The organism is Jatrophihabitans sp. sgz311053, from assembly GCF_056135305.1.
Map to the genome: position 1 here is coordinate 949,893 of NZ_JBWAXP010000001.1, position 20,546 is coordinate 970,438.

General features: G+C 73.0%; 20 protein-coding genes. 10 read left to right on the forward strand and 10 right to left on the reverse strand.

The annotated features are described in order from the left end of the window. Positions 1–195: 195 nt before the first annotated feature. The 5 genes from AC0NZQ_RS04230 to AC0NZQ_RS04250 form a co-directional block, all read right to left on the reverse strand. A complete protein-coding gene (locus tag AC0NZQ_RS04230; protein WP_474528389.1) occupies positions 196–1,383 on the reverse strand; it encodes an FkbM family methyltransferase in 1,188 nt (395 codons plus the stop codon). A 123-nt stretch (positions 1,384–1,506) separates the two neighbouring features. Further along, positions 1,507–1,845, reverse strand: coding sequence for a P-II family nitrogen regulator (locus AC0NZQ_RS04235; RefSeq protein WP_474528390.1), 339 nt, complete (start codon positions 1,843–1,845; stop codon positions 1,507–1,509). Beyond that, positions 1,842–4,529 carry a DUF2309 domain-containing protein gene (locus AC0NZQ_RS04240; RefSeq protein WP_474528391.1) on the reverse strand — a complete coding sequence of 896 codons (2,688 nt, stop codon included), beginning with the start codon at positions 4,527–4,529 and terminating at the stop codon, positions 1,842–1,844. Before AC0NZQ_RS04240 ends, AC0NZQ_RS04235 begins: the two co-directional genes overlap by 4 nt. Next, positions 4,529–6,160 (reverse strand): proton-conducting transporter transmembrane domain-containing protein, encoded by a 1,632-nt coding sequence (locus tag AC0NZQ_RS04245; protein WP_474528392.1) that lies wholly within the window; start codon positions 6,158–6,160, stop codon positions 4,529–4,531. The genes AC0NZQ_RS04240 and AC0NZQ_RS04245 overlap by 1 nt, the downstream gene beginning before the upstream one ends. Beyond that, a complete protein-coding gene (locus tag AC0NZQ_RS04250; RefSeq protein WP_474528393.1) occupies positions 6,157–6,585 on the reverse strand; it encodes a hypothetical protein in 429 nt (142 codons plus the stop codon). Before AC0NZQ_RS04250 ends, AC0NZQ_RS04245 begins: the two co-directional genes overlap by 4 nt. Before the next feature lie 93 nt (positions 6,586–6,678). Here AC0NZQ_RS04250 and AC0NZQ_RS04255 point away from each other — a divergent pair, with 93 nt between their 5' ends. After that, complete coding sequence (locus tag AC0NZQ_RS04255) at positions 6,679–7,572, forward strand: DUF6671 family protein (protein WP_474528394.1); 894 nt, start codon at positions 6,679–6,681, stop codon at positions 7,570–7,572. 9 nt (positions 7,573–7,581) lie between these two features. On the opposite strand, the gene AC0NZQ_RS04260 is transcribed toward AC0NZQ_RS04255, so the two are convergent. Then, positions 7,582–7,920, reverse strand: a complete 339-nt coding sequence (locus AC0NZQ_RS04260; RefSeq protein ID WP_474528396.1) for a helix-turn-helix transcriptional regulator — start codon at positions 7,918–7,920, stop codon at positions 7,582–7,584. A gap of 168 nt (positions 7,921–8,088) precedes the next feature. Between AC0NZQ_RS04260 and AC0NZQ_RS04265 the strand changes: the two genes are divergently transcribed. Continuing rightward, the gene (locus AC0NZQ_RS04265) at positions 8,089–9,357 is read left to right on the forward strand and encodes an aspartate kinase (RefSeq protein WP_474528397.1); all 1,269 of its coding nucleotides are present in this window, start codon (positions 8,089–8,091) and stop codon (positions 9,355–9,357) included. Between the two features lie 158 nt (positions 9,358–9,515). Continuing rightward, positions 9,516–10,538 (forward strand): aspartate-semialdehyde dehydrogenase, encoded by a 1,023-nt coding sequence (locus tag AC0NZQ_RS04270; protein WP_474528398.1) that lies wholly within the window; start codon positions 9,516–9,518, stop codon positions 10,536–10,538. Position 10,539: 1 nt separating this feature from the next. Here AC0NZQ_RS04270 and AC0NZQ_RS04275 read toward each other — a convergent pair whose 3' ends face one another. Both AC0NZQ_RS04275 and def read right to left on the reverse strand, forming a co-directional pair. Beyond that, positions 10,540–11,091 carry a serine O-acetyltransferase gene (locus AC0NZQ_RS04275; protein WP_474528399.1) on the reverse strand — a complete coding sequence of 184 codons (552 nt, stop codon included), beginning with the start codon at positions 11,089–11,091 and terminating at the stop codon, positions 10,540–10,542. After that, positions 11,088–11,612 (reverse strand): peptide deformylase, encoded by a 525-nt coding sequence (gene def / locus AC0NZQ_RS04280; protein WP_474528400.1) that lies wholly within the window; start codon positions 11,610–11,612, stop codon positions 11,088–11,090. The genes AC0NZQ_RS04275 and def overlap by 4 nt, the downstream gene beginning before the upstream one ends. A gap of 56 nt (positions 11,613–11,668) precedes the next feature. On the opposite strand from def, the gene AC0NZQ_RS04285 reads away from it, so the two are divergent. Then, the gene (locus AC0NZQ_RS04285) at positions 11,669–12,418 is read left to right on the forward strand and encodes an FkbM family methyltransferase (RefSeq protein ID WP_474528401.1); all 750 of its coding nucleotides are present in this window, start codon (positions 11,669–11,671) and stop codon (positions 12,416–12,418) included. 14 nt (positions 12,419–12,432) lie between these two features. On the opposite strand, the gene AC0NZQ_RS04290 is transcribed toward AC0NZQ_RS04285, so the two are convergent. Then, positions 12,433–13,005 carry an arsenate reductase/protein-tyrosine-phosphatase family protein gene (locus AC0NZQ_RS04290; protein ID WP_474528402.1) on the reverse strand — a complete coding sequence of 191 codons (573 nt, stop codon included), beginning with the start codon at positions 13,003–13,005 and terminating at the stop codon, positions 12,433–12,435. Positions 13,006–13,122: 117 nt separating this feature from the next. On the opposite strand from AC0NZQ_RS04290, the gene AC0NZQ_RS04295 reads away from it, so the two are divergent. From AC0NZQ_RS04295 to AC0NZQ_RS04315, 5 genes are read left to right on the forward strand one after another with little or no spacing between them, the layout of a single operon-like run. After that, positions 13,123–14,436, forward strand: coding sequence for a glycosyltransferase family 4 protein (locus AC0NZQ_RS04295; protein ID WP_474528403.1), 1,314 nt, complete (start codon positions 13,123–13,125; stop codon positions 14,434–14,436). After that, complete coding sequence (locus AC0NZQ_RS04300) at positions 14,433–15,980, forward strand: sugar transferase (protein ID WP_474528405.1); 1,548 nt, start codon at positions 14,433–14,435, stop codon at positions 15,978–15,980. The genes AC0NZQ_RS04295 and AC0NZQ_RS04300 overlap by 4 nt, the downstream gene beginning before the upstream one ends. A gap of 26 nt (positions 15,981–16,006) precedes the next feature. Next, positions 16,007–16,720, forward strand: coding sequence for a hypothetical protein (locus AC0NZQ_RS04305; RefSeq protein WP_474528406.1), 714 nt, complete (start codon positions 16,007–16,009; stop codon positions 16,718–16,720). A 35-nt stretch (positions 16,721–16,755) separates the two neighbouring features. Continuing rightward, positions 16,756–17,508, forward strand: a complete 753-nt coding sequence (locus tag AC0NZQ_RS04310) for an FkbM family methyltransferase (RefSeq protein WP_474528407.1) — start codon at positions 16,756–16,758, stop codon at positions 17,506–17,508. Then, positions 17,501–18,511, forward strand: a complete 1,011-nt coding sequence (locus AC0NZQ_RS04315; protein ID WP_474528409.1) for a class I SAM-dependent methyltransferase — start codon at positions 17,501–17,503, stop codon at positions 18,509–18,511. Before AC0NZQ_RS04310 ends, AC0NZQ_RS04315 begins: the two co-directional genes overlap by 8 nt. A gap of 31 nt (positions 18,512–18,542) precedes the next feature. Here AC0NZQ_RS04315 and AC0NZQ_RS04320 read toward each other — a convergent pair whose 3' ends face one another. Next, a complete protein-coding gene (locus AC0NZQ_RS04320; protein ID WP_474528410.1) occupies positions 18,543–19,970 on the reverse strand; it encodes an MFS transporter in 1,428 nt (475 codons plus the stop codon). Positions 19,971–20,061: 91 nt separating this feature from the next. On the opposite strand from AC0NZQ_RS04320, the gene AC0NZQ_RS04325 reads away from it, so the two are divergent. Then, on the forward strand, positions 20,062–20,538 hold the full coding sequence (locus AC0NZQ_RS04325) for a MarR family winged helix-turn-helix transcriptional regulator (protein ID WP_474528411.1): 477 nt from the start codon (positions 20,062–20,064) through the stop codon (positions 20,536–20,538). Positions 20,539–20,546: the final 8 nt, after the last annotated feature.

Sequence of the window (20,546 nt, forward strand, 5' to 3'; positions counted from 1 at the left end):
CCCGTCGAGTGGTCGATAGTTCGGCCGAGTGGTCGCGAATCCGTGACCACTCGGGCTCGACGTGACGGGGCGGGGCGTGACGGGGCGAGGCGTGACGGGGCGTGACGGGGCGAGGCGTGACGGGGCGGGGCGTGACGGGGCGAGGCGTGAAGGGCGAGGCGTGAAGGGCGAGGCGTGAAGGGCGAGGCGGGGCGGTCAGCGGACGAAGGTGAGGTTCCACCCCTCCATCCGGACCAACGCGTACCCGGCCGCGGCGAGGGAGCGGCGGGCCGCGACGATCTTCCGGATCGGGGCCGGTTGGTCGAACTCCACGCAGAGGACGCGCGGCAGCGGTCCGTCGCGCAGCAACGACTCGATGACGCGGTACTCGGCTCCCTCGATGTCGATCTTGAGCAGGTCGACGCGGGGATCTCCACAGGCGGCGACGATCTCGGCCAGCGGCTGCACGTCGGCCAGGAAGTACTCCGCCGTCCCGGCGATGTTCACCGCCGAATGCGAGACGCCGTCGCCGGCGGGCCGGTAGAACCGCAGCCGGTCTGATTCGTCCCAGAGACCGATGGGCAGGAACTGGAAGCGGGGGTCGTCCGGTGCGTGCCTGGTGACGTGGTCGATCGCGCGGGGCGTGGGGTCCAGCGTGCGTACCGTGCAGCCGGCGCGGAACAGCGCGAGGTCGAAGGAGATGTCCTCACCCGCTCCTGCGCAGTAGGCGATTGTCCCCGCCGCCAGCACCGACCGCGGCACCCACCAGCCGCCGTACGCGGTCCCGAGCCGCACCAGCTCCGGTCCCGGGCGCGGTCGGAGCCGTCGTCGCGCGATCTCGCGTCTCGCCCGCCCGACCACACGGGTGCCGAGACTGCGGGCGGGCGCGAGGGGGTTGGTGCTGTACGGCGGGACGCCGATGACCCTCGCGCCGAAGACATCCCCGGCGGGCCCCGCGTCGGTGTCGCCGGTCAGCACCCGTGGCGCCGTGACGACCCAGGGCGGCGCGGTGGTCGGTGCCTGCGCCGGGACCACGGCCACGATCCGGTGAGCGGTGCCGGTGAGTCGCGCGGCCAGCAGCGGCCGGGTGTCCCGGGGGAGACCGTCGGCCAGCAGCAGGACGGTGCGGGGTCGATGCGGCAGCGTCGCGTACCGGCGGCGGGCGGCACGTGCCCACTCGGCGCCGATCTCGCTGCCGTGGCAGACGAGGACGTGCTCGACATCGGGATGGCCACGGCAGAAGTCGGCGACAGCCGCCGCGGTGCGCTCGGCGTCACGCAGGTTCGCGCTTGGCGTCGCCAGCACCTCCACCGGCCCCAGCCGCCACGCCAACCGGACGAGCGGCGCGACGAGAGCACGGCGCTCGCCGGCCGGCTGCGGCTCGACGACAAGGGTGGTCGGCACGAGATGGATCATGGAACGGTTCGGGCCGGACCGCCTCTCGAGAGCCGCTGCCGGCCGGATTCGGAACGCCTTCCCCGCTCGACGAGGAGGAACCGATCGCGAACGCCGCGCGCGCCCCGAGCTTCAGCCGGCCTCGACCCGGGTGAAGTAGGCCGCCCGGCTGACCCAGACGTCGGAGACGAAGAAGACGCCGGGATGGTCCTCGAAGAGCTCCCGCAGCCCCGCGACGACGGCGTCGGCGGCGTCGTCCGGCAGCACGGTGAGGACGAGGGCGAGGCCGTCGGTCTCGTTGAAGAGGAACCGTCCCTCGCGGTGACCGTGATGGCCGAAGCCGGAGACCCCGCTGACGTTGGTGTAACCGGTCGCCCCGGATGCCGTGAGCAGCGCGGTGACGACGTTCGTGTCCGAGCCTCGGACGACGACCTCGAGCTTGGTCATCCGGGTGAGGTGGTCGCGGTTCATACGGTGGCCTCCTGGCCTCGTGCGGTGATGGATGGGGTGGCGGTCGTGACGGCCGGCTGCCAGGGCTCCCAGCCCCCCTCAGGGGTCCGCCGCTGCCACGGGCGTCCGGGTCCCTCGCGCACCACGAGCCCGAGCCACTGGCCGTGGAACCACTGCTGCAGCACGGGGTTGCGCCCGATGACCTCGTCGACCCGCGCGAGCGGCGCCTCGATGACGTAGAGGGCACGGACGGGTTCGTGGTGCAGCTGCTCGCCGACCGCCACCGACTGCCAGGGCAGGCCGAGTCGCAGATCCCCGCTCTGACCCTGCAGCACCCCGATGTCGGCGACGACGTTGTGCAGCGTCTTGTCCCCGGCACCGAGGACGTCCGGGGCGACCGTGGAGAAGTAGTACTGCGCGTTGATCCACTGCACGACCAGCCCGGGCGCGGTGAGGATCGTCTCGAGCACCCGGGCGTCCGGGTCGGCGGCGGAGTCGTAGCTGTGCAGGAAGGTGCGGGTGCCCAGATCGAGACCGCGCACCAGCGACGACGGTCCGATGACGAAGGCGGTGTGGCGGGCCAGTCCCCACTCCGGACGGACCTGCGCCCAGTCGCGGGCGCGCCGGTGCGGGTGGTCGCCGCCGGGCAGCAGTCCGGCCCGCTCGGTGGCGAGCGCCTGGCCGGCGTCGGCGAAGGCCGCCTCCAGCCGGGCCAGGGCCTCGCGATGCCGCTCCGAGACGGCGTGGCGGTCCAGCACGGTCACGACATCGGTGGCGGTGTCGTGCTCCGCAGCGAGGAAGAGGGTGTCGTCGCCGATCACGATGCCGCGGCGCGCGAGCCCGGCTCGGACGTCGGAGCGGTTCAGCACTGCGCAGGCGGCGCGGGCGTTGGGGCCACCGTGCTGTCCGCCGCAGGCGCCGCAGTCCAGGGCCGCCTCGAAGGCGTTGTTCTCCGTCCGGCTGCCGTGCCCGCAGAGGACGACGAGCGGGGCGAAGCCGTCCAGCAGGCCCATCGACCGCAGTGCGAACTCGGCCCAGTCGACCTGCTCCTCGGTGTCGCGACCGGCACCCGCGGCATCGACGACCACCTCCGTCGCGGTGGGACGTAGCCGATCGGAGAGTCGACCGCGCAGGCCGGTGAAGCTCCGCGGCGCGACGGTCTTGGCCAGGGCCAGCGGACCTGCGACCCATCCGGCGGCCTCGGCGAGGGCGAAGGGTGCGGCGAGGTCGTCCTTGGCGGCGTGGAAGGACTGCTGTGCCGCCACGGCGTCGCGCCGGCCGGCACGTGCCGCCGCCACCGACGCCGCGGCGTCCGCCGTCGGCCGCTCCTCGGCGGTCCGGGACGGTGTCAGCGGGACGGGGCAGAGCCGATCCACGAGCGGACTGTCGAAGGCGCGATAGCGCGCGGCGAAGTGGAAGAAGCCGGGGAAGCCGAAGGTCTCGAACGGGCCCCGGCCTTCGAGGTGCCGGCGCAGCCCCTCGGAGCGGGCGTCGATGCAGAAGGCCGCCTGCGCCAGCGCGCCAGCGCGCACCGGTGGCGGCGCCGGCCGGTCGAGCGTGGCGAGCAGCGTGTCGCGCTCGTGCCACTCGTAGGCGTCGAGCCAGACGAAGCCGCGCTGGTTCTCCGGCAGTCGCGTGAGCACGCCGGCCACCGCCGCGGCGGCGCTGCCAGGTGCGTCGAGGGCACGGAGCACCGCGTCCACCCGCAGGCTCGGGTCGGCCGTGGGCCGCGGGGTGGCCGTGCGCCGTGCCACCTCGGCCCGCAACGCGGTCATCCCGCCGGCGAGGTCGGTGACCGCGCGTTCGACGAGCAGCAGCTCGTAGGTCAGGCGGATGGCGAGCAGGTCGACGAGGTCGGCCGGCAGCGCCACCTGATCGGGGTGCTCGGCGCGCCAGCGGATGTGGGCCGCCCAGCCGGGCGTGCGCACCAGCTGGCCGCGGAACTCGGCCCGCCGCGCCTCCTCGGGCACGCGGAGCGCCGACAGCGCCGCGATGAGCGCGTCCTCGGCGCGGTCGGGGAGGGCCCGCAGCCGCGCACGCCCCACCCGCAGCCGCCGGAGCGCGGGGTCGTGCCGCACCAGGCGTCGCCACGCCGACCACAGGCCGTCACTGCCCCCCGGCATCGACCAGGCGGCGGCACCGGCGCCACAGAAGGCGGTGAGCCACTTGCTCACCTGGTCGTCGGTCGCCGCCGCGACGGTGGTGCCCAGCACCGCGTCGCACCACTCACCAGCCCCCCGGGGCGGGATGTCCGGTGCGCCGGACTCCACACCGTGGAGCAGATCGGCGCGCAGGACGTCGACGGCTCCGACGGTGCGCTCGTCCAGCCGGAGGTCGCCGACCGCGTCGAGGTCGGGCAGCCGCCGCCGGAGCGCGGCGTCGAGGTCGGCGTCCCGGACGCGTCCCCGGGCGTGCTCGGCACGGAACCAGGTCAACGAGCGGTGTCCGGTCGTGCCGTAGAGCCCGCCGGCCAGCCGCACCGCCTCGTCGAAGGGGTGGTCCTGCAGCCCGCCGAGGGGATTCACCGCCACGAAGGTCGACAGCGGCCAGGTGGTCGCTACCACCCGGGCCGCCGACGCCACCTGGGCGCGGATGGTGGCACGCTCGGCCGCCGACGGGGGCGCGGACCGGCGCCGGCTGCCGACGGGGCCGGCGGTGGGGGTGCGGTCCATGGCGGGGTGCTCCGTGGTGGTGTGGCTGGTCATCAGTGGGCTCCAACGGTCGGGCGCGAGACGGACGTCGCGGGGTGAGCGGTGACGGGGCCGGCCGGCCACGTCCCGCGTCGGGGCGGGGCGGCGACCGGAACGTGACCGGAGTCCAGGGCACGGACCCATGCCCGGGCACGGAGCCGGCCGAGCCAGTCGGGGCCTGTCGCGGATCCCGACAGCGCCACGGCGACGGCGAGGATCAGCACCAGGACGGCGACGGCTGCCGGCGCGGCGATCGGATGCGCCGCGTCCCGCACCACCGGCGCGAGCAGCTGCGTGGCGGCGGCGAGCAGCCCGGCGTAGGCGACGGCGGCGCCGGTGAGGGCGAGCAGCCCGGCGGCGGCGCGGGCAGGGGTCGCGGCCAGCCAGCCCCACGCGGCTCTGGCGGTGGTGACCCCGGCGAAGGCGACGAGGACGACGGCGCCGGGGTGGTCGAGGGCAGCACCGGCGAAGGTCGCGAAGGCGACGCCCAGCCCGACGGCCGGGACGGCGAGTGCGGCCAGTGCCCGGACCGGGCGCGGCAGTCCGGCGCCCGCCTCGACGCCCGGCACCCGCTGCCGCCACTTGCCGGTGTGGACGACCGAGTCGGCGCCGAGGAAAAGCGTGGCCTTGTAGAGGCTGTGGCCGACGAGGTGGACCATGGCCGCCGCCGGGGCGCCCATCGCGCAGGCCATGACCATGTAGCCCATCTGCGCCGTCGTCGAGTGGGCGAGGGCGCCCTTGACGTCGGGACGGGTGAGCATGGCGGCCGTCCCGACCGCCACCGTCGCCGTGCCGGCGGCGAAGGCCAGCAGCGTGGCGGCGGAGCTCGACCCGAAGATCGCGCCGGTGCGGACGAGCAGGATGCCGCCACCGTTGACGAGGCCCGCGTGCAGGAACGCCGACACCGGCGTCGGCGCGGTGAGGGTCGCGGGCAGCCAGCGGGGCAGCGGGAGCAGGGCGGAGCGACCCGCGGCCGCCACCACCAGCAGGCAGGCGACGACGGTGCTCATCGCGATCTCGGCGCCGCCGAGGTGGATCCGGTGCGCGGCGAGGGCGGCGTAGCCGGCCCCGGCATCGCGCAGATCCACCTCGCCCACGGTGGCGCGGGTCAGCACGGCTGCGGCGACGAGCGCACCGTCGCCGATCGCCATCGCCATCGCCGTCCGCCGCAGCCCGAGCCGGGCGGCGGGGAGGTCGGCGCGGTGGGCGAGCAGGGCGAGCAGCCCGGCGCTGCTGAGCAGCCAGCCGACGACCAGGCTGCTCAGCGTCGCGGCCGCGACGGTCACGGCCACCGCAGAGGTGGTGAGGCCGAGCAGGGTCAGCAGCCGCCGGCGGCGCGGATCGCCCGAGAGGAGCCGATCGGCGTACAGCTGGACGACCGCGCTCACCCCCAGGACGAGCAGGAGCAGGGTCGCGGTGAGCCTGTCGGCGACCAGACCGGCGACCGCCCGGCCGCTCGCCCCCGCCACGACCGCCGAGACCGGACCGCCGGCGACGGCCGAGCCCAGCAGGACGGCGGCGCCGGCCGCGGCCAGTGCCGTCACGACGGCGCCGAACCGGCCGGCCTCGCCCGCCGGCCGCCACGCGATGCCGAGCAGCCCGGCCAGCGCCGGCAGTGCGACGACGAGCACCAGCAGGACGGTCATGTCGACGCGCCGATGATCAGCACTGTCTGCGGGTCAGCGACGGGCTGCACGTCCAGGCCGGCCCGTCGCGCGGCCACCGTGACCGCATCGGCAGTCCCGGTGCCGCCGAGGTGGACGGGCAGGGGATGGACCAGCGCGCCGTCGGCGTCGAAGCAGCGCGCCTCGTCCTGCTGCAGCCAGAAGGCGCAGGAGCCGTCCCCGTCGGGCCACCGCAGCCGCAGTCGCTGCTGCCAGCGGTCGCGGACGGCACCTGCCTCCGCTCCCGATGCCGGCCCGGCGGCGATGGCGTAGCGGCGCAGCACCGACGAGGCGATGTCCAGGCGGGCCCGATCGGTGATCGTGCTTCCCGCGGCGACCATCGGTGGGCTGTCCAGGTCGAGCAGGAACCCGTCGTAACCGGGTTCGTCTGTGTGCGTGAGCGACATCGTCCGCCTCCTCCTCGGCGCCTCCTTAGCGCCTCTCCAGCAGCAAAGCACGAACTCAAAGACGTGTCTAGATATTCATGTAGTGTGATGCACGTGACGTTGTACGCGAATGATGAGGCGTTCTACAGCGGGGAGCGGATCGCGCTCGGCACGCGCCACGGCAAGCAGCGTCAGATCGCTCCGGCCTTCGCAGCGCGGCTCGGAGCGGAGGTCGTCGTGCCGCCCGACCTCGACACCGACTGCTTCGGCACCTTCAGCGGCGAGCGGCCACGGAGCCTCACCGCCCCGGACGCCGCCCGCGCCAAGGCGCGGCTGGCCATGGACGTCCTGGGCCTGGACAAGGGGTTGGCGAGCGAGGCGAGCTACGGCCCGCTGCCCGGCCTGGGCTGGTCCGGCCACGAAGAGCTGCTGCTCTTCGTCGACGACGGTCGCGACATCGAGGTCGTCGAGGGGATCCGTGGCCTGGCGGTGCCGGGGGTGCGGCAGGTGGTGCACGACATCGCCGAGCTGCGCCTCGAGGCGCTCGGGTGGCCCGGACAGGCGCTGATCGTGCGCCCGGCATCGGCCGTCGAGGCGGCGAGTCCCGGCAGCGCTGCAGCCGCTACCGGTCCGGCCGTCGTCACCAAGGGCATCTCATCCCTCGAGCGGCTCGCGGTCGCGGTGGCGCGGGCCGCGACGACGGATCCAAACGGTCGCGTCGCCGTCGAACCCGATCTGCGGGCCCACCACAACCCCAGCCGCCGGGCCGTCCTCGTGCAGCTCGCCGAACGCCTCGCCCGCCGGCTGGCCACCGCCTGTCCGGCCTGCCGGACGCCGGGCTTCGGTCGCATCGGTGCGGAGGCGGGACGGCGGTGCGGGGCCTGCGGCAGCGCCACCGATCAGCCGCTGGCCGACGTCCACGCCTGTCTCCGCTGCGAGCACCGGCAGCTGCTCGGCCGGCAGGACGGTCCCGCCGACCCGCAGTGGTGCCCGCGGTGCAACCCGTGAGGTGGCGGCTCAGTCCGCCTGGCGGGCGCGGCGGGACGAGCCGGTCACGGCCCGCAGCAGATCGCCGACGCTGTGCGGCTGCTCGACCGGATGCCGCACCGAGCGCTGCTCGTCGATCGTGTACTGGTTGCGTCGACCGACCCGTTCGCGACGGACGTAACCCCCCGCCACCAGGTCGGCGACGATCTTCTGTGCCGCCCGCTCGGTGATTCCGACCTGCGCCGCGATGTCCCGGGCCCGGATCCCCGGGTCCTTGGCGATGCAGACGAGGACGTGCCCGTGGTTGCTGAGGAAGGTCCATCCCGAGGCGGCGGTCCCGCCCGCGGCGACACCGTCGTCGTCCGGCATGCGACGACACTACAAGGGACGGTGACGGACGGGCCGTCATTCGGGCCGGCCCCACCCGATGGCCGGCCTGATCGCGGACGAGCCCCCGCTGAGAGCGACACGGAAAGTCGTCAGCGTCCGACCGGTAATCTGAATGCTGCCCGCACACCGAACCGATGGGACTGCGCCGTGTCGTTGGTCGTACAGAAGTACGGCGGCTCGTCCGTCGCCGACGCCGAGCGCATCAAGCGGGTGGCCGAGCGCATCGTCGCCACCAAGCGCGAGGGGCACGACGTCGCCGTCGTCGTCTCGGCGATGGGCGACACCACCGACGAGCTCATCGACCTCGCCGAGCAGATCGTCCCGGTGCCGGGTGGCCGCGAGTTCGACATGCTGCTCACCGCCGGCGAGCGCATCTCGATGGCGCTGCTGGCCATGGCCATCAACTCGCTGGGGTACAAGGCCGAATCCTTCACCGGCTCGCAGGCCGGTGTCATGACGACCTCCGTGCACGGCAAGGCCCGCATCGTCGACGTCACCCCGGGACGGATCGAGAACTCGATCGCCGAGGGCAACATCGCGATCGTCGCCGGCTTCCAGGGCTTCTCCAAGGAGACCATGAACATCACGACGCTCGGCCGTGGCGGCTCGGACACCACCGCGGTGGCCATCGCCGCCGCCCTCAAGGCCGACGTCTGCGAGATCTACACCGACGTGGACGGCGTCTACACCGCCGACCCGCGCATCGTCCCCAATGCCAAGCGGCTCGAGACCGTCACCTTCGAGGAGATGCTCGAGCTCGCCGCGTGCGGCGCCAAGATCCTGCACCTGCGCAGCGTCGAGTACGCGCGCCGGTACGGGCTGGCGATGCACGTCCGCTCGTCCTATTCAGCCAAGCCAGGCACTCTCGTCACCGGATCGATGGAGGACCTCCCCGTGGAGCAGGCGATCATCAGCGGCGTCGCGCACGACCGCTCCGAGGTGAAGGTCACGGTCGTCAACGTGCCCGACAAGCCCGGTCAGGCGTCCGCGATCTTCTCCGAGCTCGCCGCGGCGGAGATCAACATCGACATGATCGTGCAGAACATCTCGACCGGCGGCACCGGCCGGACGGACCTCTCCTTCACGCTGCCGGCGACCGACGGTCCGACGGCGCTCACGGCGCTGAAGCGGGTGCAGGAGAAGATCGGCTTCACCGATCTGCTCTACGACGACCACATCGGCAAGCTGTCGCTGGTGGGCGCCGGTATGCGCTCGCACCCCGGCGTCTCGGCCCGCTTCTTCACCGCCCTCGCCGACGCCGGCATCAACATGGAGATGATCTCGACCTCCGAGATCCGCATCTCCGTGGTGTGCCGCGACACCGACCTGGACAACGCCGTCCGCGCCATCCACGACGCCTTCGAACTCGGCACCGATGAGGAAGAGGCCGTGGTCTACGGAGGCACGGGAAGGTAGTCCGGCGTCATTACGCTGGAAGTGCAGTAGACGTCACCATCCACGCGATGAGCGCTCGCGCGAAGAGCCTGGCCGCCGCGACGCGGCACCCGCCGGAGGCGGGTTGAGGGTCTCCGCCGGGCCCGAGCGCAGCGAGCGGCCCACAGGAGGACCGAAGCATGGCCAGAGTAGGAATCGTCGGGGCCACCGGCCAGGTCGGCGCCGTCGTCCGCAAGCTGCTCGCCGAGCGGCGGTTCCCGGTGGACGAGATCCGCTTCTTCGCCTCGGCGCGCAGCGCCGGCAACACGCTGCCCTGGGAGGGCGTGGACGTCCGCATCGAGGATGCTGCCACCGCCGATCCCGCCGGCCTGGACATCGCGATCTTCTCCGCCGGCGGTGCGACGTCGAAGGAGCTCTCGCCGAAGTTCGCCGCCGCCGGCGTGGTCGTGATCGACAACTCCAGCGCCTGGCGGATGGACCCCGACGTCCCGCTGGTGGTGGCCGAGGTGAACGGCGCCGCCGCGCAGCACCGCCCCAAGGGCATCATCGCCAACCCCAACTGCACGACGATGGCGGCGATGCCGGTGCTCAAGCCGCTGCACGACGCCGCCGGGCTGCGCCGGCTGATCGTCAGCACCTACCAGGCGGTCTCCGGCGCCGGGCTCGCCGGCGTCGACGAGCTCGACGGCCAGGTGCGCAAGGTCGCCGACCAGGCGGCCGCGCTCACCCACGACGGCGACGCGGTGGCCTTCCCGGAGCCGAACAAGTTCGTCCGTCCCATCGCCTACAACGTCCTCCCGCTCGCGGGCTCGATCGTCGACGACGGCGACTTCGAGACCGACGAGGAGAAGAAGCTGCGCAACGAGTCGCGCAAGATCCTCGACCTCCCCGAGCTGCTGGTCTCCGGCACCTGCGTCCGCGTCCCCGTCTTCACCGGACACTCGCTGTCGATCAACGCCGAGTTCGACCGGCCGCTCTCGGTGGCGCAGGCGATCGAGCTGCTGCGCGGGGCGCCCGGGGTGGAGCTGAGCGACGTCCCCACGCCGCTGCAGGCGGCTGGCAAGGATCCGTCCTACGTCGGCCGGCTGCGTCCCGACCCCGGCGTGCCGGACGGCCGCGGCCTGGCGCTCTTCGTCAGCAACGACAACCTGCGCAAGGGCGCGGCGCTCAACACGGTGCAGATCGCCGAACTGCTGGTCTGACTCACCCCACCGGGCGCGCCGGCACCCCCACCACGGAGGTGCCGGCGGGGACGTCCTTGGTGACGACGGCGTTGGCGCCGATGCGCGCGCCGTCGCCGATCGTCACGTTGCCCAGGACCACCGCGTGTGCGCCGAGCACGACGTCGTCGCCGACCGTCGAGCTCGCCCACGTGCCGCCGCCGACGTGCACCGGCTCGCCGAGGGTGACGCCCTGGTGGACGCGGGCCCGCGCGCCGATGACGACGTCCGGCCCGATGACCACGCCGGTGGAGTGGACCAGGTGCAGTCCCGGACCGATGGTGGCGCGGGGATGGATCTCGGCACCGGTCCGGCGTACCGCCCGCGCCCGCAGCAGCATCGCCAGCGGGCCGAGGCCGCGCTGCGCCAGCGCGTGAGAGATCCGATAGGTGATGACGGCTCGCAGGTTGGGGCTGACCGCCAGCTTGGCCAGCACCCGTCCCCAGTAGGCGAGCGGGCCGTAGAGCTTGAAGTTGGGGTGGGTGGTGGCCTCGACGTCGGAGCGGACCAGCGCGACGAGCGAGGCCCGACTCACGTCGCGTTCCACTCGAAGGGGTCCATCTCGCGCAGCACCTTCCGCTTGCGGTTCCGCGGCAGGTGGTCGACGTAGAGGATCCCGTTGAGATGGTCGGTCTCGTGCTGCAGGCAACGGGCGAAGTAGCCGGTGCCGGTAACGGTGATGGGCTTGCCGTCCTTGTCCAGACCGGTGACCGTGGCCTCGGTCGGCCGCTCCAGCTCGTGGTACGGGCCGGGGACCGAGAGGCAGCCCTCGTCGCTCTCCTCCTTCGGCCCGGCGGTGGTCAGTACGGGGTTCACCACGTGACCGCGCTGCCGCACGCCGGAGTCGTCGGGACAGTCGTAGACGAAGACCCGCAGCCCGACCCCGATCTGCGGGGCCGCGAGGCCGACGCCGTTGGCGACCGCGAGGGTGGCGAACATGTCGTCGATGAGCTCGGCGAGCTCGGCGCCGAAGTCGGTGACCTCGCGGGCAGGCTCGTGCAGCACCGGGTCGCCGTACATGACGACCCGTCGGATGGACGCGGGCACCTCGGGCATGCGCTACAGAATAGTTCGGCGGGAAGCGGCGGCCCGGCACCACTAGCATCGCCGCCATGCCGTCCCTCGACACCGGCCGCGCCCGCGAGTACCTCAAGCTCGGCGTCCGATCCGTCCTGCACCGCCGGGGACTGGACCTGGTCAGGGATCCGTTCGGGGTGCGGGTCGCCACCATGCTCAACTGGCTGCCCGCGGCGGCGGTCCTGGACGTCGGGGCCAACATCGGTCAGTACGGCAGCGCGCTGCGCGCCGGCGGCTACCGGGGTCGCATCGTCTCCTGCGAGCCGCTGTCGGACGCCTATGCACACCTGGAACGACGCTCCTCGCGAGACGCCTCCTGGACGGCGGTGCGCACCGCGGTCGGTGACGTCCCCGGCGAGACGACGATCAACGTGTCGGCGAACTCGTACTCCTCCTCGCTGCTGCCGATGACGTCCGCGCACACCGACGCCGCACCCGGCTCGCACTTCGTCCGGACCGAGACGGTGAGCGTCACGACCGTGCGTGACCTCGTCACCGCGCACGGGGTCGACCCCGCCCGGTCGCTGCTCAAGATCGACACGCAGGGCTTCGAGTCGGCCGTCCTCGACGGTGCCGGGGACCTCGTCGGCGACTTCGCCGCGCTCGCCCTGGAGCTCTCCTTCGTCCCGCTCTACGAGGGGCAGGCCCTCTACGACGATCTGGTCGCACGGCTGCGGGACGCCGGGTATGCGCTCTACGGCCTCGACGCCGGGTTCGGCGATCCGGCCACCGGGCGGATGCTGCAGTGCGACGGGCTCTTCCTGCGTCACGATCTGCTGCCCTGAGGCTGCTGCCCGGTTCAGCGGGGGTAGGGCAGCGGGCGTCGTCGGATCAAACCGAGGGACCGGGCGACGATCCGGACCGCCGCCGCGATCTCGGCGACGGACCGGGCCGCGGCCTCGTCGCCGCGTCGGTAGGGGTCGGCGATGTCGTCGGCACCGGTCGGAACGGCCGCCACCCGGCCGCGCCGGGCGGCGACCGCGGCCACGGTGCCGGGCGTCGCGGATCCGGCCGCGTCGATCACGTCGGTCGCGAGCCGCGCGTACTCCTTGAGGGTGAAGACCCGTCGCAGCGCCTGCGGGACGTCTCGGAGCACGGCTGCGGCCTGGGCCTGCGTCGCGGTGAGGACGAGGTCCGCGCGCAGGGTCATCCCGGCGTCGTACTGCCGGCCGCGGTGAGCGCTGAGCGGGACGCCCCGTGAGCTGAGGGCGGCGGCCACGGCGGCGTCCAGGGGTTGGTCCACTAGGGCGGCCAGACCGGCGCTGCGGACCGTGATCGGTGCGCCCGGTGGCAGCGTGGCGGCGAGCAGCAGCTCGGCGGCGGGAGACCGGCAGACATTGCCGGTGCAGAGGAACAGCACGCCGAATGACATGCCCGTCAGTATTCAGCGTGAGGTGGGTCACGCTGGGTGGTGAAGAGTGTTCGTGACGAGCCGGCTAATTTCCGAAGATCGCCGCAACCTCACGCGGGGGGCCTCGTTGCTCTCGATATGCGTGTCAACGTCCACGACTTCAGCGGTCACCCGTTCCAGGTGCAGCTGTCCCGTGAGCTGGCCGCCCGCGGGCACGACGTCCTGCACGAGTACTCCTCCCAGTACGTCTCCGGGCACGGCCGGCTCACCGTCCAGGCCGGCGATGCGCCGACGCTGCGGATCGAGTCCGTCACCGCCGACCGCGAGATCAACAAGTACGAGCCCGTCGGCCGCACCCGCTTCGAGCTCGCCTACGCGCAGGCCTGGCAGCGCCGGCTCGAGACCAGCGAGCCCTTCGACCTCGTCGTGGCCTGCAACGTGCCGCTCTTCGCGCTCACCGCGATGGCCCGCTACTTCGCCCGGACCGAGCAGCCGTGGGTCTTCTGGCACCAGGACATCTACAGCATGGGCGTCGGCTCGGAGATCGACCGCAAGCTGCCGCGCCCGGCGGCCAAGCCGCTGCGCCGCTGGGTGGAGACGCTCGAGCGTGCCCAGGTCCGTCAGGCCGACCGGGTCGTCGCCATCGGTGAGGCCTTCGTGGCGCAGTACCGCGAGTGGGGGCTCTCGACGGCGCATGTCAGCGTGCAGCCGAACTGGGCACCGCTGGAGGATCTGACGCCCGGCCCGCGGGACAACGCCTGGGCCGCCGAGCAGGGACTCTCGCCCGAGCGGCTCCGCTTCCTCTACTCGGGCACGCTGGGCCGCAAGCACAACCCGCTGCTGCTGCTCGACCTGCTCGACGCCGCCAAGGCCCGCGGCATCGCCGCCGACCTCGTGGTCTGCTCCGAGGGCGAGGGTGCCGACGACCTCGCCGCGGCTGCCGGCGAGCGCCCCGATGTCCGCATCCTCGGCTACCAGCCCGCCGAGCGCTTCGCCGAGGTGCTGGCCAGCGCGGACCTCATGGTCGCGCTGCTCGAACCCGAGGCCGCCGCCTTCTCGGTGCCGAGCAAGGTGCTGAGCTACCTCTCCGCCGGCCGCCCGACGATCGCGCTGCTGCCGGCCGGGAACGCCGCCGCCCGCGACGTCCTCGCCGCCGGCGGCTTCGTCGGGGCGCCCAGTCGTGACGGCGCCGTCGCCGCCGCCGACTGGTTGGCGGCCACCCTCACCGACGACCTCGCCCTTGCCCGGATCGGTCATCGGGCCCGCGCCCTGGCCGAGCAGCTCTTCGACATCGAGGCCATCGCCGACCGCTTCGAGCGGGTCTTCCACGACGCCGCCGGCCTGCCGCGGCCCGTGCGACTCCCGGCCCGCCCCGCCGTCCGGCCGAGCACCCCGACGCAACCGCGCACCGCGACCGGCTCGGCTCCCGCCACGCGCGAGCTCGTCTCGTGACGCGCATCGTCTCCCGGCTGGCGGCGACGGAGCTCGACGGCGACGCCGAGGTCACGCTCGCCGCGCTGCGCGATGCGGCGCCGGCGCTGCGCGCCGTCCCGGAACACGCCACCGAGGCACAGCGCGTCGCCGGCCGTCAGACGGTCGCACAGTGGACCCGGACCGTCGTCACCCGCTTGGTCGTGGCCGACTCGCTCTGCGCTGCGGCGGCCGCCGGGATCGGCTTCGGGCTGCAGATCGCGGTCGGCTCCGCCTATCCCGTCGGCACCTACGTGACTACCGCCCTGCTCGTGGTCTTCGGCTGGCTGCTCACGCTCTCGGCCCAGGGCGCCTACGAGATCCGTCGCATCATGACCGGCACCGGCGAGTACCAGCGGGTGCTCCGCTCGGCCGCGACGCTGCTCGGTGCGGTGGCGGTGATCTGCTACCTCTCCAACGCGGTCGTCGGACGGATGTTCGTCGCCATCGTGATCCCGACCGGTGCGGCGCTGATGCTCGTCGCGCGCTTCCAGCTACGGCGGGTGGTGGGCGCCCGACGGCGGCGCGGGGAGTGGTCCAGCACGATCCTGGCCGTCGGCACCAGCGAGTCGGTCGAGCACCTGGCCCGGCTGACCCAGCGCGTCCCGGAGAGCGGCCTGATCGTCGTCGGCGCCTGCGTCGAGGACGCCCGTGAGGGTGACGAGCTGGCGCCCGGCGTCCCCGTGGTCGGCGGTGTCGCCCACGCCGCGCTGCTGGCCGAGCGGCTCGACGTCGACGTGGTGGCCGTCGCCGGCAGCGGCCTGGGTCCGCGCCGCATCCGCGAGCTCGGGTGGGCGTTGGAGGGCACCCGGCGCAACATGGTGATGGCGCCGGGCCTCACCGAGGTGGCGGGCCCGCGGGTGCACGTCAGCCCGGTGGACGGCCTGCCGCTGATGTGGGTGGACCAGCCGCAATTCACCGGAACCCGGCGCGTCGTCAAGCGGGTCATGGACGTCGCGCTCGCCGGCCTCGCCCTGCTCGTCGCGGCCCCCGTCCTCATCCTGCTGGCGTTGGCGGTCCGGCTCACCAGCCGCGGTCCCGCCATCTACCGCAGCACCCGGGTCGGCACCGAGGGGCGCGAGTTCACCGTCTACAAGTTCCGGTCCATGTACCTCGACGCCGAGGCCCGTCGCGCCGAGCTGATGGCCACCAGCGACCAGGACGGCGGCGTCCTGTTCAAGATGCGGCACGACCCCCGCACCACCCCGGTGGGCCGGTTCCTGCGCAAGTTCTCCCTCGACGAGCTGCCCCAGCTCTTCAACGTGCTGCTCGGCTCGATGTCCTTGGTGGGACCCCGGCCGCCGCTGCCGGAGGAGGTCGCCAACTACGACAGCGACGTGCACCGCCGCATGCTGGTGACGCCCGGCCTCACCGGACTGTGGCAGGTCAGCGGCCGCTCGGATCTCTCCTGGGAGGAGGCGGTCCGCCTCGACCTCTACTACGTCGAAAACTGGTCGCTCACCTTCGATCTCGCCATCATCGCCCGGACCGTGTGGGCCGTGCTCGCCCGTCGCGGCGCGTACTGATCGGCGCCTGACGTGAGGATCCCTCGATGACCGAGCCCGACCGACCGCGCCCGCGCCCGCAGGCACCGACCGAGGTGCCCGACGGCGGCATCGCCGTCGCGCTGCCGGCCGCCCGTCCCGCCTCGGCCGCCCGGTCGCATCGCAAGCGGGGCCGGGTGCGCCGCTTCCTCGCCACACCGCGCGGCAAGTGGAGCGTCGCGGCCCTCGTCGCCGTTCTCGCCCTCGTGCTCGGACTGCTCTCCCAGGGCTACTTCTCCTCGCCGGCGCCGCCCCTGGCCGACGCCACCACCGAGCCCGGCGACGGCAGCGAGCTCAGCTCGGTGGCGCCGTCGCCGACGGCATCGGCCTCGGCGGCCGCTGCCGGTCCGGCCACCGCCCAGGACGTGAAGCGTGAGCTGCAGGCGCGCGCCGGGGCGCTGAACAACCCGCTGAACCGGCTCCGCTCGCCGGGCGTCCACACCGTGGCGATCACGGCGTCGTCCTCGCAGCCGCTGTCGGCACCGGTCGGCTACCTCATCCCCACCAGCATCGACACCCGCAACGCCTACGGCACGGTGAAGACGAAGGCCCGCTCCTTCAGCCTCAGCACCAGGGCGGTCGGCCCCGGCTACCTGGCGCTGATCTTCGTCCAGGCCGGTCCCACCGGCGCGCCGGTCACCTGCACCGTCACCATCGACGGCAAGTCCACCAGCACCGAGAGCACCGCCGGGCCCTACGGCCGGCAGGTGTGTCTCGGCTGATCGGCGACACCCGTGCCCGCTAGCCTGGCGCTGCCATGTCCTCGCCCCTGACGCCGGTCCAGCGCCTGGCGCATCGCGCCCGCGTGGCCGTCTACCGCGCTGGCTTCGAGGTGCGCCGCGAGACCTTCAAGCGCCATTTCGTCCACTCGCTGCACCTGCACGGCATCGACACCGTGATCGACATCGGCGCCAACACCGGCCAGTTCGCCCACGAGCTGCGCCGCAGCGGCTTCGCCGGCCGGATCGTCTCGGTCGAACCCCTCGCCGAAGCCTTCGCCGAGCTCTCCACCGCGGCCGCCGCTGACCCGCGGTGGACGGTCGAGCGGGCCGCCGTCGGCGCCGAGTCCGGCACGCTCACCATGAACGTCGCCGGCAACTCGACCAGCTCGTCGGTGCTGCCGATGATGCCGCGGCACACCGAAGCCGCGCCGCACACGGCCTACGTGGCGACCGAGGACGTCCCGGCCATCACGGTGGACGACCTTGTCGCGCGGGAAGGTTTGCCGCCGGCGACCACGCTGCTCAAGATCGACGTCCAGGGCTACGAGGCCCCGGTCCTGGACGGCGCGACCGAGACGCTGGCCTCGGTGGCGGCGGTCCGGACCGAGATGTCGCTGGCGCCGCTCTACGAGGGCCAGGTGCTGTTCAGCGACATCCTCACCCGCTTGGAGGGGTTGGGGTTCGAGCTCTGGTCCCTCGACCCCGGTTTCGTCGAGCCCGGCACCGGCCGGTTGCTGCAGGCCGACGGAATCTTCTTCCGCGCGCCCGGAGAGGTCTCCCATGACTGAGCTGCAGTCCCGCCCGGCACCCGCCCCGTCGGCCAAGCAGCGCGCGCAGCGGCTGCTCCCCGGCTTCGTCGTGGCGTACCTGGACCGTCTCGTCTTCGCGGCGCGGCGGGCGCGCGTGCGCTGGACGCTGCGGTTCTTCGCCAAGCTGGGCTTCACCGTCGTCAAGCGCGCCGACTACTACTCGGTGCTGCCCAACCTCGACGAGATCGAGAAGACCCGGGCCCGCTGGGACAGGCCGAGCGAGCTCGTGGGGGTCTCGGTCGACCTGCCGGCGATGCGCGAGCGGCTCACCGCGCTGGCCGACGCCTGGGAGGACGAGTTCCTCGCCACCGCCGGTGATCACGTCACCAACACCCGCGCCGGCTTCGGTCCCGGCTATCCGCGCTTCGACGCGCGCACGCTGTACTACATGCTCCGCGAGCACCGCCCCGGCAAGTACCTGGAGATCGGCTCGGGCCTGTCGACCTACTACGCCACGCTCGCCGGCACGCGCAATGCCACCGACGGCGCCCCGCTGAGCGTCACCTGCGTCGAGCCGTATCCCTTCGACGCGCTGAAGTCGCTGCCGAACTTCGAGCTGGTGCAGAGCTTCGTCCAGGACGTCCCGCTGTCGCGCTTCGAGGCACTGGACGCCGGCGACGTCCTCATGATCGACTCGTCGCACGCCTTCAAGATCGACAGCGACGTCGCCTTCCTCTTCCTCGAGGTGCTGCCGCGGCTGAAGCCGGGGGTGCTGGTGCACATCCACGACGTGCACTTCCCCTACAACGGTCCCTACCCGGCCGACACCTGGCTCTTCGGTGAACGGTGGCCGGTGTACTGGAACGAGGCGATGGTGGTCCAGACGTTCCTGGCCTTCAACAGCGCCTTCGACGTGCTGCTCTCCACGCCGATGCTGCGCCACGACGACGAGTCGTTCCTGCGGGACCGCTTCGCCGAGTACACGCCGGTGGCCGACGACCCGAACCCGCCGTCCTCGCTCTGGCTGCGCCGCCGCGACTGACGTTGCCGGGGCTGCACCCGCGGGACGCCGCTCACGCCGCGTCCTGACGTGTCTCAGTCGCCGGCCGGCCGGCGAGGACGAAGACGCCGATCGCGGCGATGGCGAGGATCGCCGCCCCGACGAGGGCAGCGCGGTGGTAGCCGTCGAGGGTCGAGCTCGCCGCCGTGGCGCCAGTGGCGGCAGCGGCGGTGGTGGTCGCGGCGATCGCGCCGAGCAGGGCCAGGCCGAGCGAGGAACCGACCTGCTGGGAGGTGCTGGCGACCGCACCTGCAACGCCTGCGGCGGGGCCGGCGCGGTGGGTGGCGGCGCTGTTGGCCGCGGGCTGCACGCATCCGGTGCCCAGGCCGAGCAGGACGAAGACGGGCAGGACGCGTGTCCAGTACGACGCATCGGGTTCGAGTCGAGTCAGGACGAGCAGTCCGGCTGCGAGCAGGACAAGTCCTGCGGCGAGGAAGACGCGCGGAGTGACCAGCCGAAGCGCGGGCCTGACCAGGCGCACGGTGACGAGGATCGCTGCGGTGTAGGGAAGGAAGCCCAGGCCGGTGAGCAGCGGGCTGAGCCCGGCGATCTGCTGCAGGTACACGCTCAGGAAGAGGAACGCGGGCAGGATCGCCACGCCCCAGGCGAGCATCGCGGTGAAGGCCGCGGACCTGAGCCGTTCGGCGAACAGCGACAGGGGCACCAGCGGCTGGACGGCGGTTCGCTGGCGGATCGCGAATCCGCCCAGGACCAGGACGCCTCCGGCCAGCAGGCCGATCGTGAGCGGGGACCCCCACCCCGACGACTCTGCCGTCGTCAGGCCCAGGGTCAGCGCGGTGAGCCCCACCGCGCTGAGCGCGCCCCCGATCAGGTCGACGCGGCCCCGACCGCGCGCATCCGCCGTGAGGGACCGGAGCAGTCCTGTCCCGGCGGCCAGGGCGAAGGGAACGTTGATCAGCAGCGCCCACCGCCATCCCCAGGAGTCGGTGAGCGCGCCGCCGAGCAGGACGCCGATGCCCGAGCCCGCACCCATGATCGTGCCGAACACCCCGAACGCCTTGGCGCGATCGACGCCCTCGGGGAATGTCACCGAGAGCAGGGCCAACGCCGATGGGGTGACCAGCGCCCCGAAGACGCCTTGTGCGGCGCGGGCGGCGATCAACAGCTCTGCCGAGCTGGCCAGCCCCCCGGCGATCGAGGCGAGGGTGAACCCGGTCAGCCCGATCAGCAGAGCCCTGCGTCGTCCGACCAGGTCCGAGACCCGTCCGCCGAGCAGCAGCAGCGACCCGAACGCCAGCACGTAGCCCGTGATCACCCACTGGCGCTGCGCATCCGACAAGCCCAGGTCCTGCTGGGCGGAGGGCACCGCGATGTTCATCACCGTGCCGTCGACGACCATCATCAGCTGGGTCACCGAGATCCACCCGAGCGCCCACCAGCGCGCGACGCCCGAGTCCTGGTGCTGTCTCCCGTGTGCCATCCTCGCTCCACATCGTTGGTCTCACCAATGTTGGTGCGACCAACGGTAGCAGATCGTTGGCCAGGCCAACGGTCCTGATAATCTCGGCGGTGTGGCGGACAGGGCGGGCGGCAGCGGACAGCAGCCGGCGCGACTGCGGCGGACGCCGAGCTGGCTGATCACGCAGACCGCCACCCTGACCCACCGGCTCGTCTCGGCGGCGCTGGTGGACGTGGGTGCCACTCGCTATCACTACGCAGTGCTCGCCGCCCTCGACGAGTTCGGACCGACCAGCCAGGCGGAGCTCGGGCGCCGGTGCCACATCGACCGCAGCGACGTCGTTGCCACCATCAACGCCCTGACCGCGGACCAGTACGTCGAGCGCCGTCAGGACCCCGCCAACCGGCGCCAGAACCTCGTCACCGTCACCGACACCGGCCGGCGCCGACTGGCCGAGATCGCTGGTGTGCTCGACGGCGTCCAGGACGACCTGCTCGGCCACCTGAGCACGAACGAGCGCGACACCCTCGCGACGACGCTGCGCCGCATCCTCGATCAGCAGGCAGTCGAACCGGACGACGCCCAGTAGGCACGTCG

Excerpts from the sequence above, each read along its gene's own strand:
- AC0NZQ_RS04310 (WP_474528407.1), top strand. The coding sequence starts at position 16,756 with ATGTCCTCGCCCCTGACGCCGGTCCAGCGCCTGGCGCATCGCGCCCGC.
- AC0NZQ_RS04245 (WP_474528392.1), bottom strand. The coding sequence starts at position 6,160 with ATGACCGTCCTGCTGGTGCTCGTCGTCGCACTGCCGGCGCTGGCCGGG.
- AC0NZQ_RS04235 (WP_474528390.1), bottom strand. The coding sequence starts at position 1,845 with ATGAACCGCGACCACCTCACCCGGATGACCAAGCTCGAGGTCGTCGTC.
- AC0NZQ_RS04290 (WP_474528402.1), bottom strand. The coding sequence starts at position 13,005 with ATGTCATTCGGCGTGCTGTTCCTCTGCACCGGCAATGTCTGCCGGTCT.
- AC0NZQ_RS04305 (WP_474528406.1), top strand. The coding sequence starts at position 16,007 with ATGACCGAGCCCGACCGACCGCGCCCGCGCCCGCAGGCACCGACCGAG.
- AC0NZQ_RS04285 (WP_474528401.1), top strand. The coding sequence starts at position 11,669 with ATGCCGTCCCTCGACACCGGCCGCGCCCGCGAGTACCTCAAGCTCGGC.
- def (WP_474528400.1), bottom strand. The coding sequence starts at position 11,612 with ATGCCCGAGGTGCCCGCGTCCATCCGACGGGTCGTCATGTACGGCGAC.
- AC0NZQ_RS04295 (WP_474528403.1), top strand. The coding sequence starts at position 13,123 with ATGCGTGTCAACGTCCACGACTTCAGCGGTCACCCGTTCCAGGTGCAG.
- AC0NZQ_RS04320 (WP_474528410.1), bottom strand. The coding sequence starts at position 19,970 with ATGGCACACGGGAGACAGCACCAGGACTCGGGCGTCGCGCGCTGGTGG.
- AC0NZQ_RS04315 (WP_474528409.1), top strand. The coding sequence starts at position 17,501 with ATGACTGAGCTGCAGTCCCGCCCGGCACCCGCCCCGTCGGCCAAGCAG.
- AC0NZQ_RS04250 (WP_474528393.1), bottom strand. The coding sequence starts at position 6,585 with ATGTCGCTCACGCACACAGACGAACCCGGTTACGACGGGTTCCTGCTC.
- AC0NZQ_RS04240 (WP_474528391.1), bottom strand. The coding sequence starts at position 4,529 with ATGACCAGCCACACCACCACGGAGCACCCCGCCATGGACCGCACCCCC.
- AC0NZQ_RS04260 (WP_474528396.1), bottom strand. The coding sequence starts at position 7,920 with ATGCCGGACGACGACGGTGTCGCCGCGGGCGGGACCGCCGCCTCGGGA.
- AC0NZQ_RS04270 (WP_474528398.1), top strand. The coding sequence starts at position 9,516 with ATGGCCAGAGTAGGAATCGTCGGGGCCACCGGCCAGGTCGGCGCCGTC.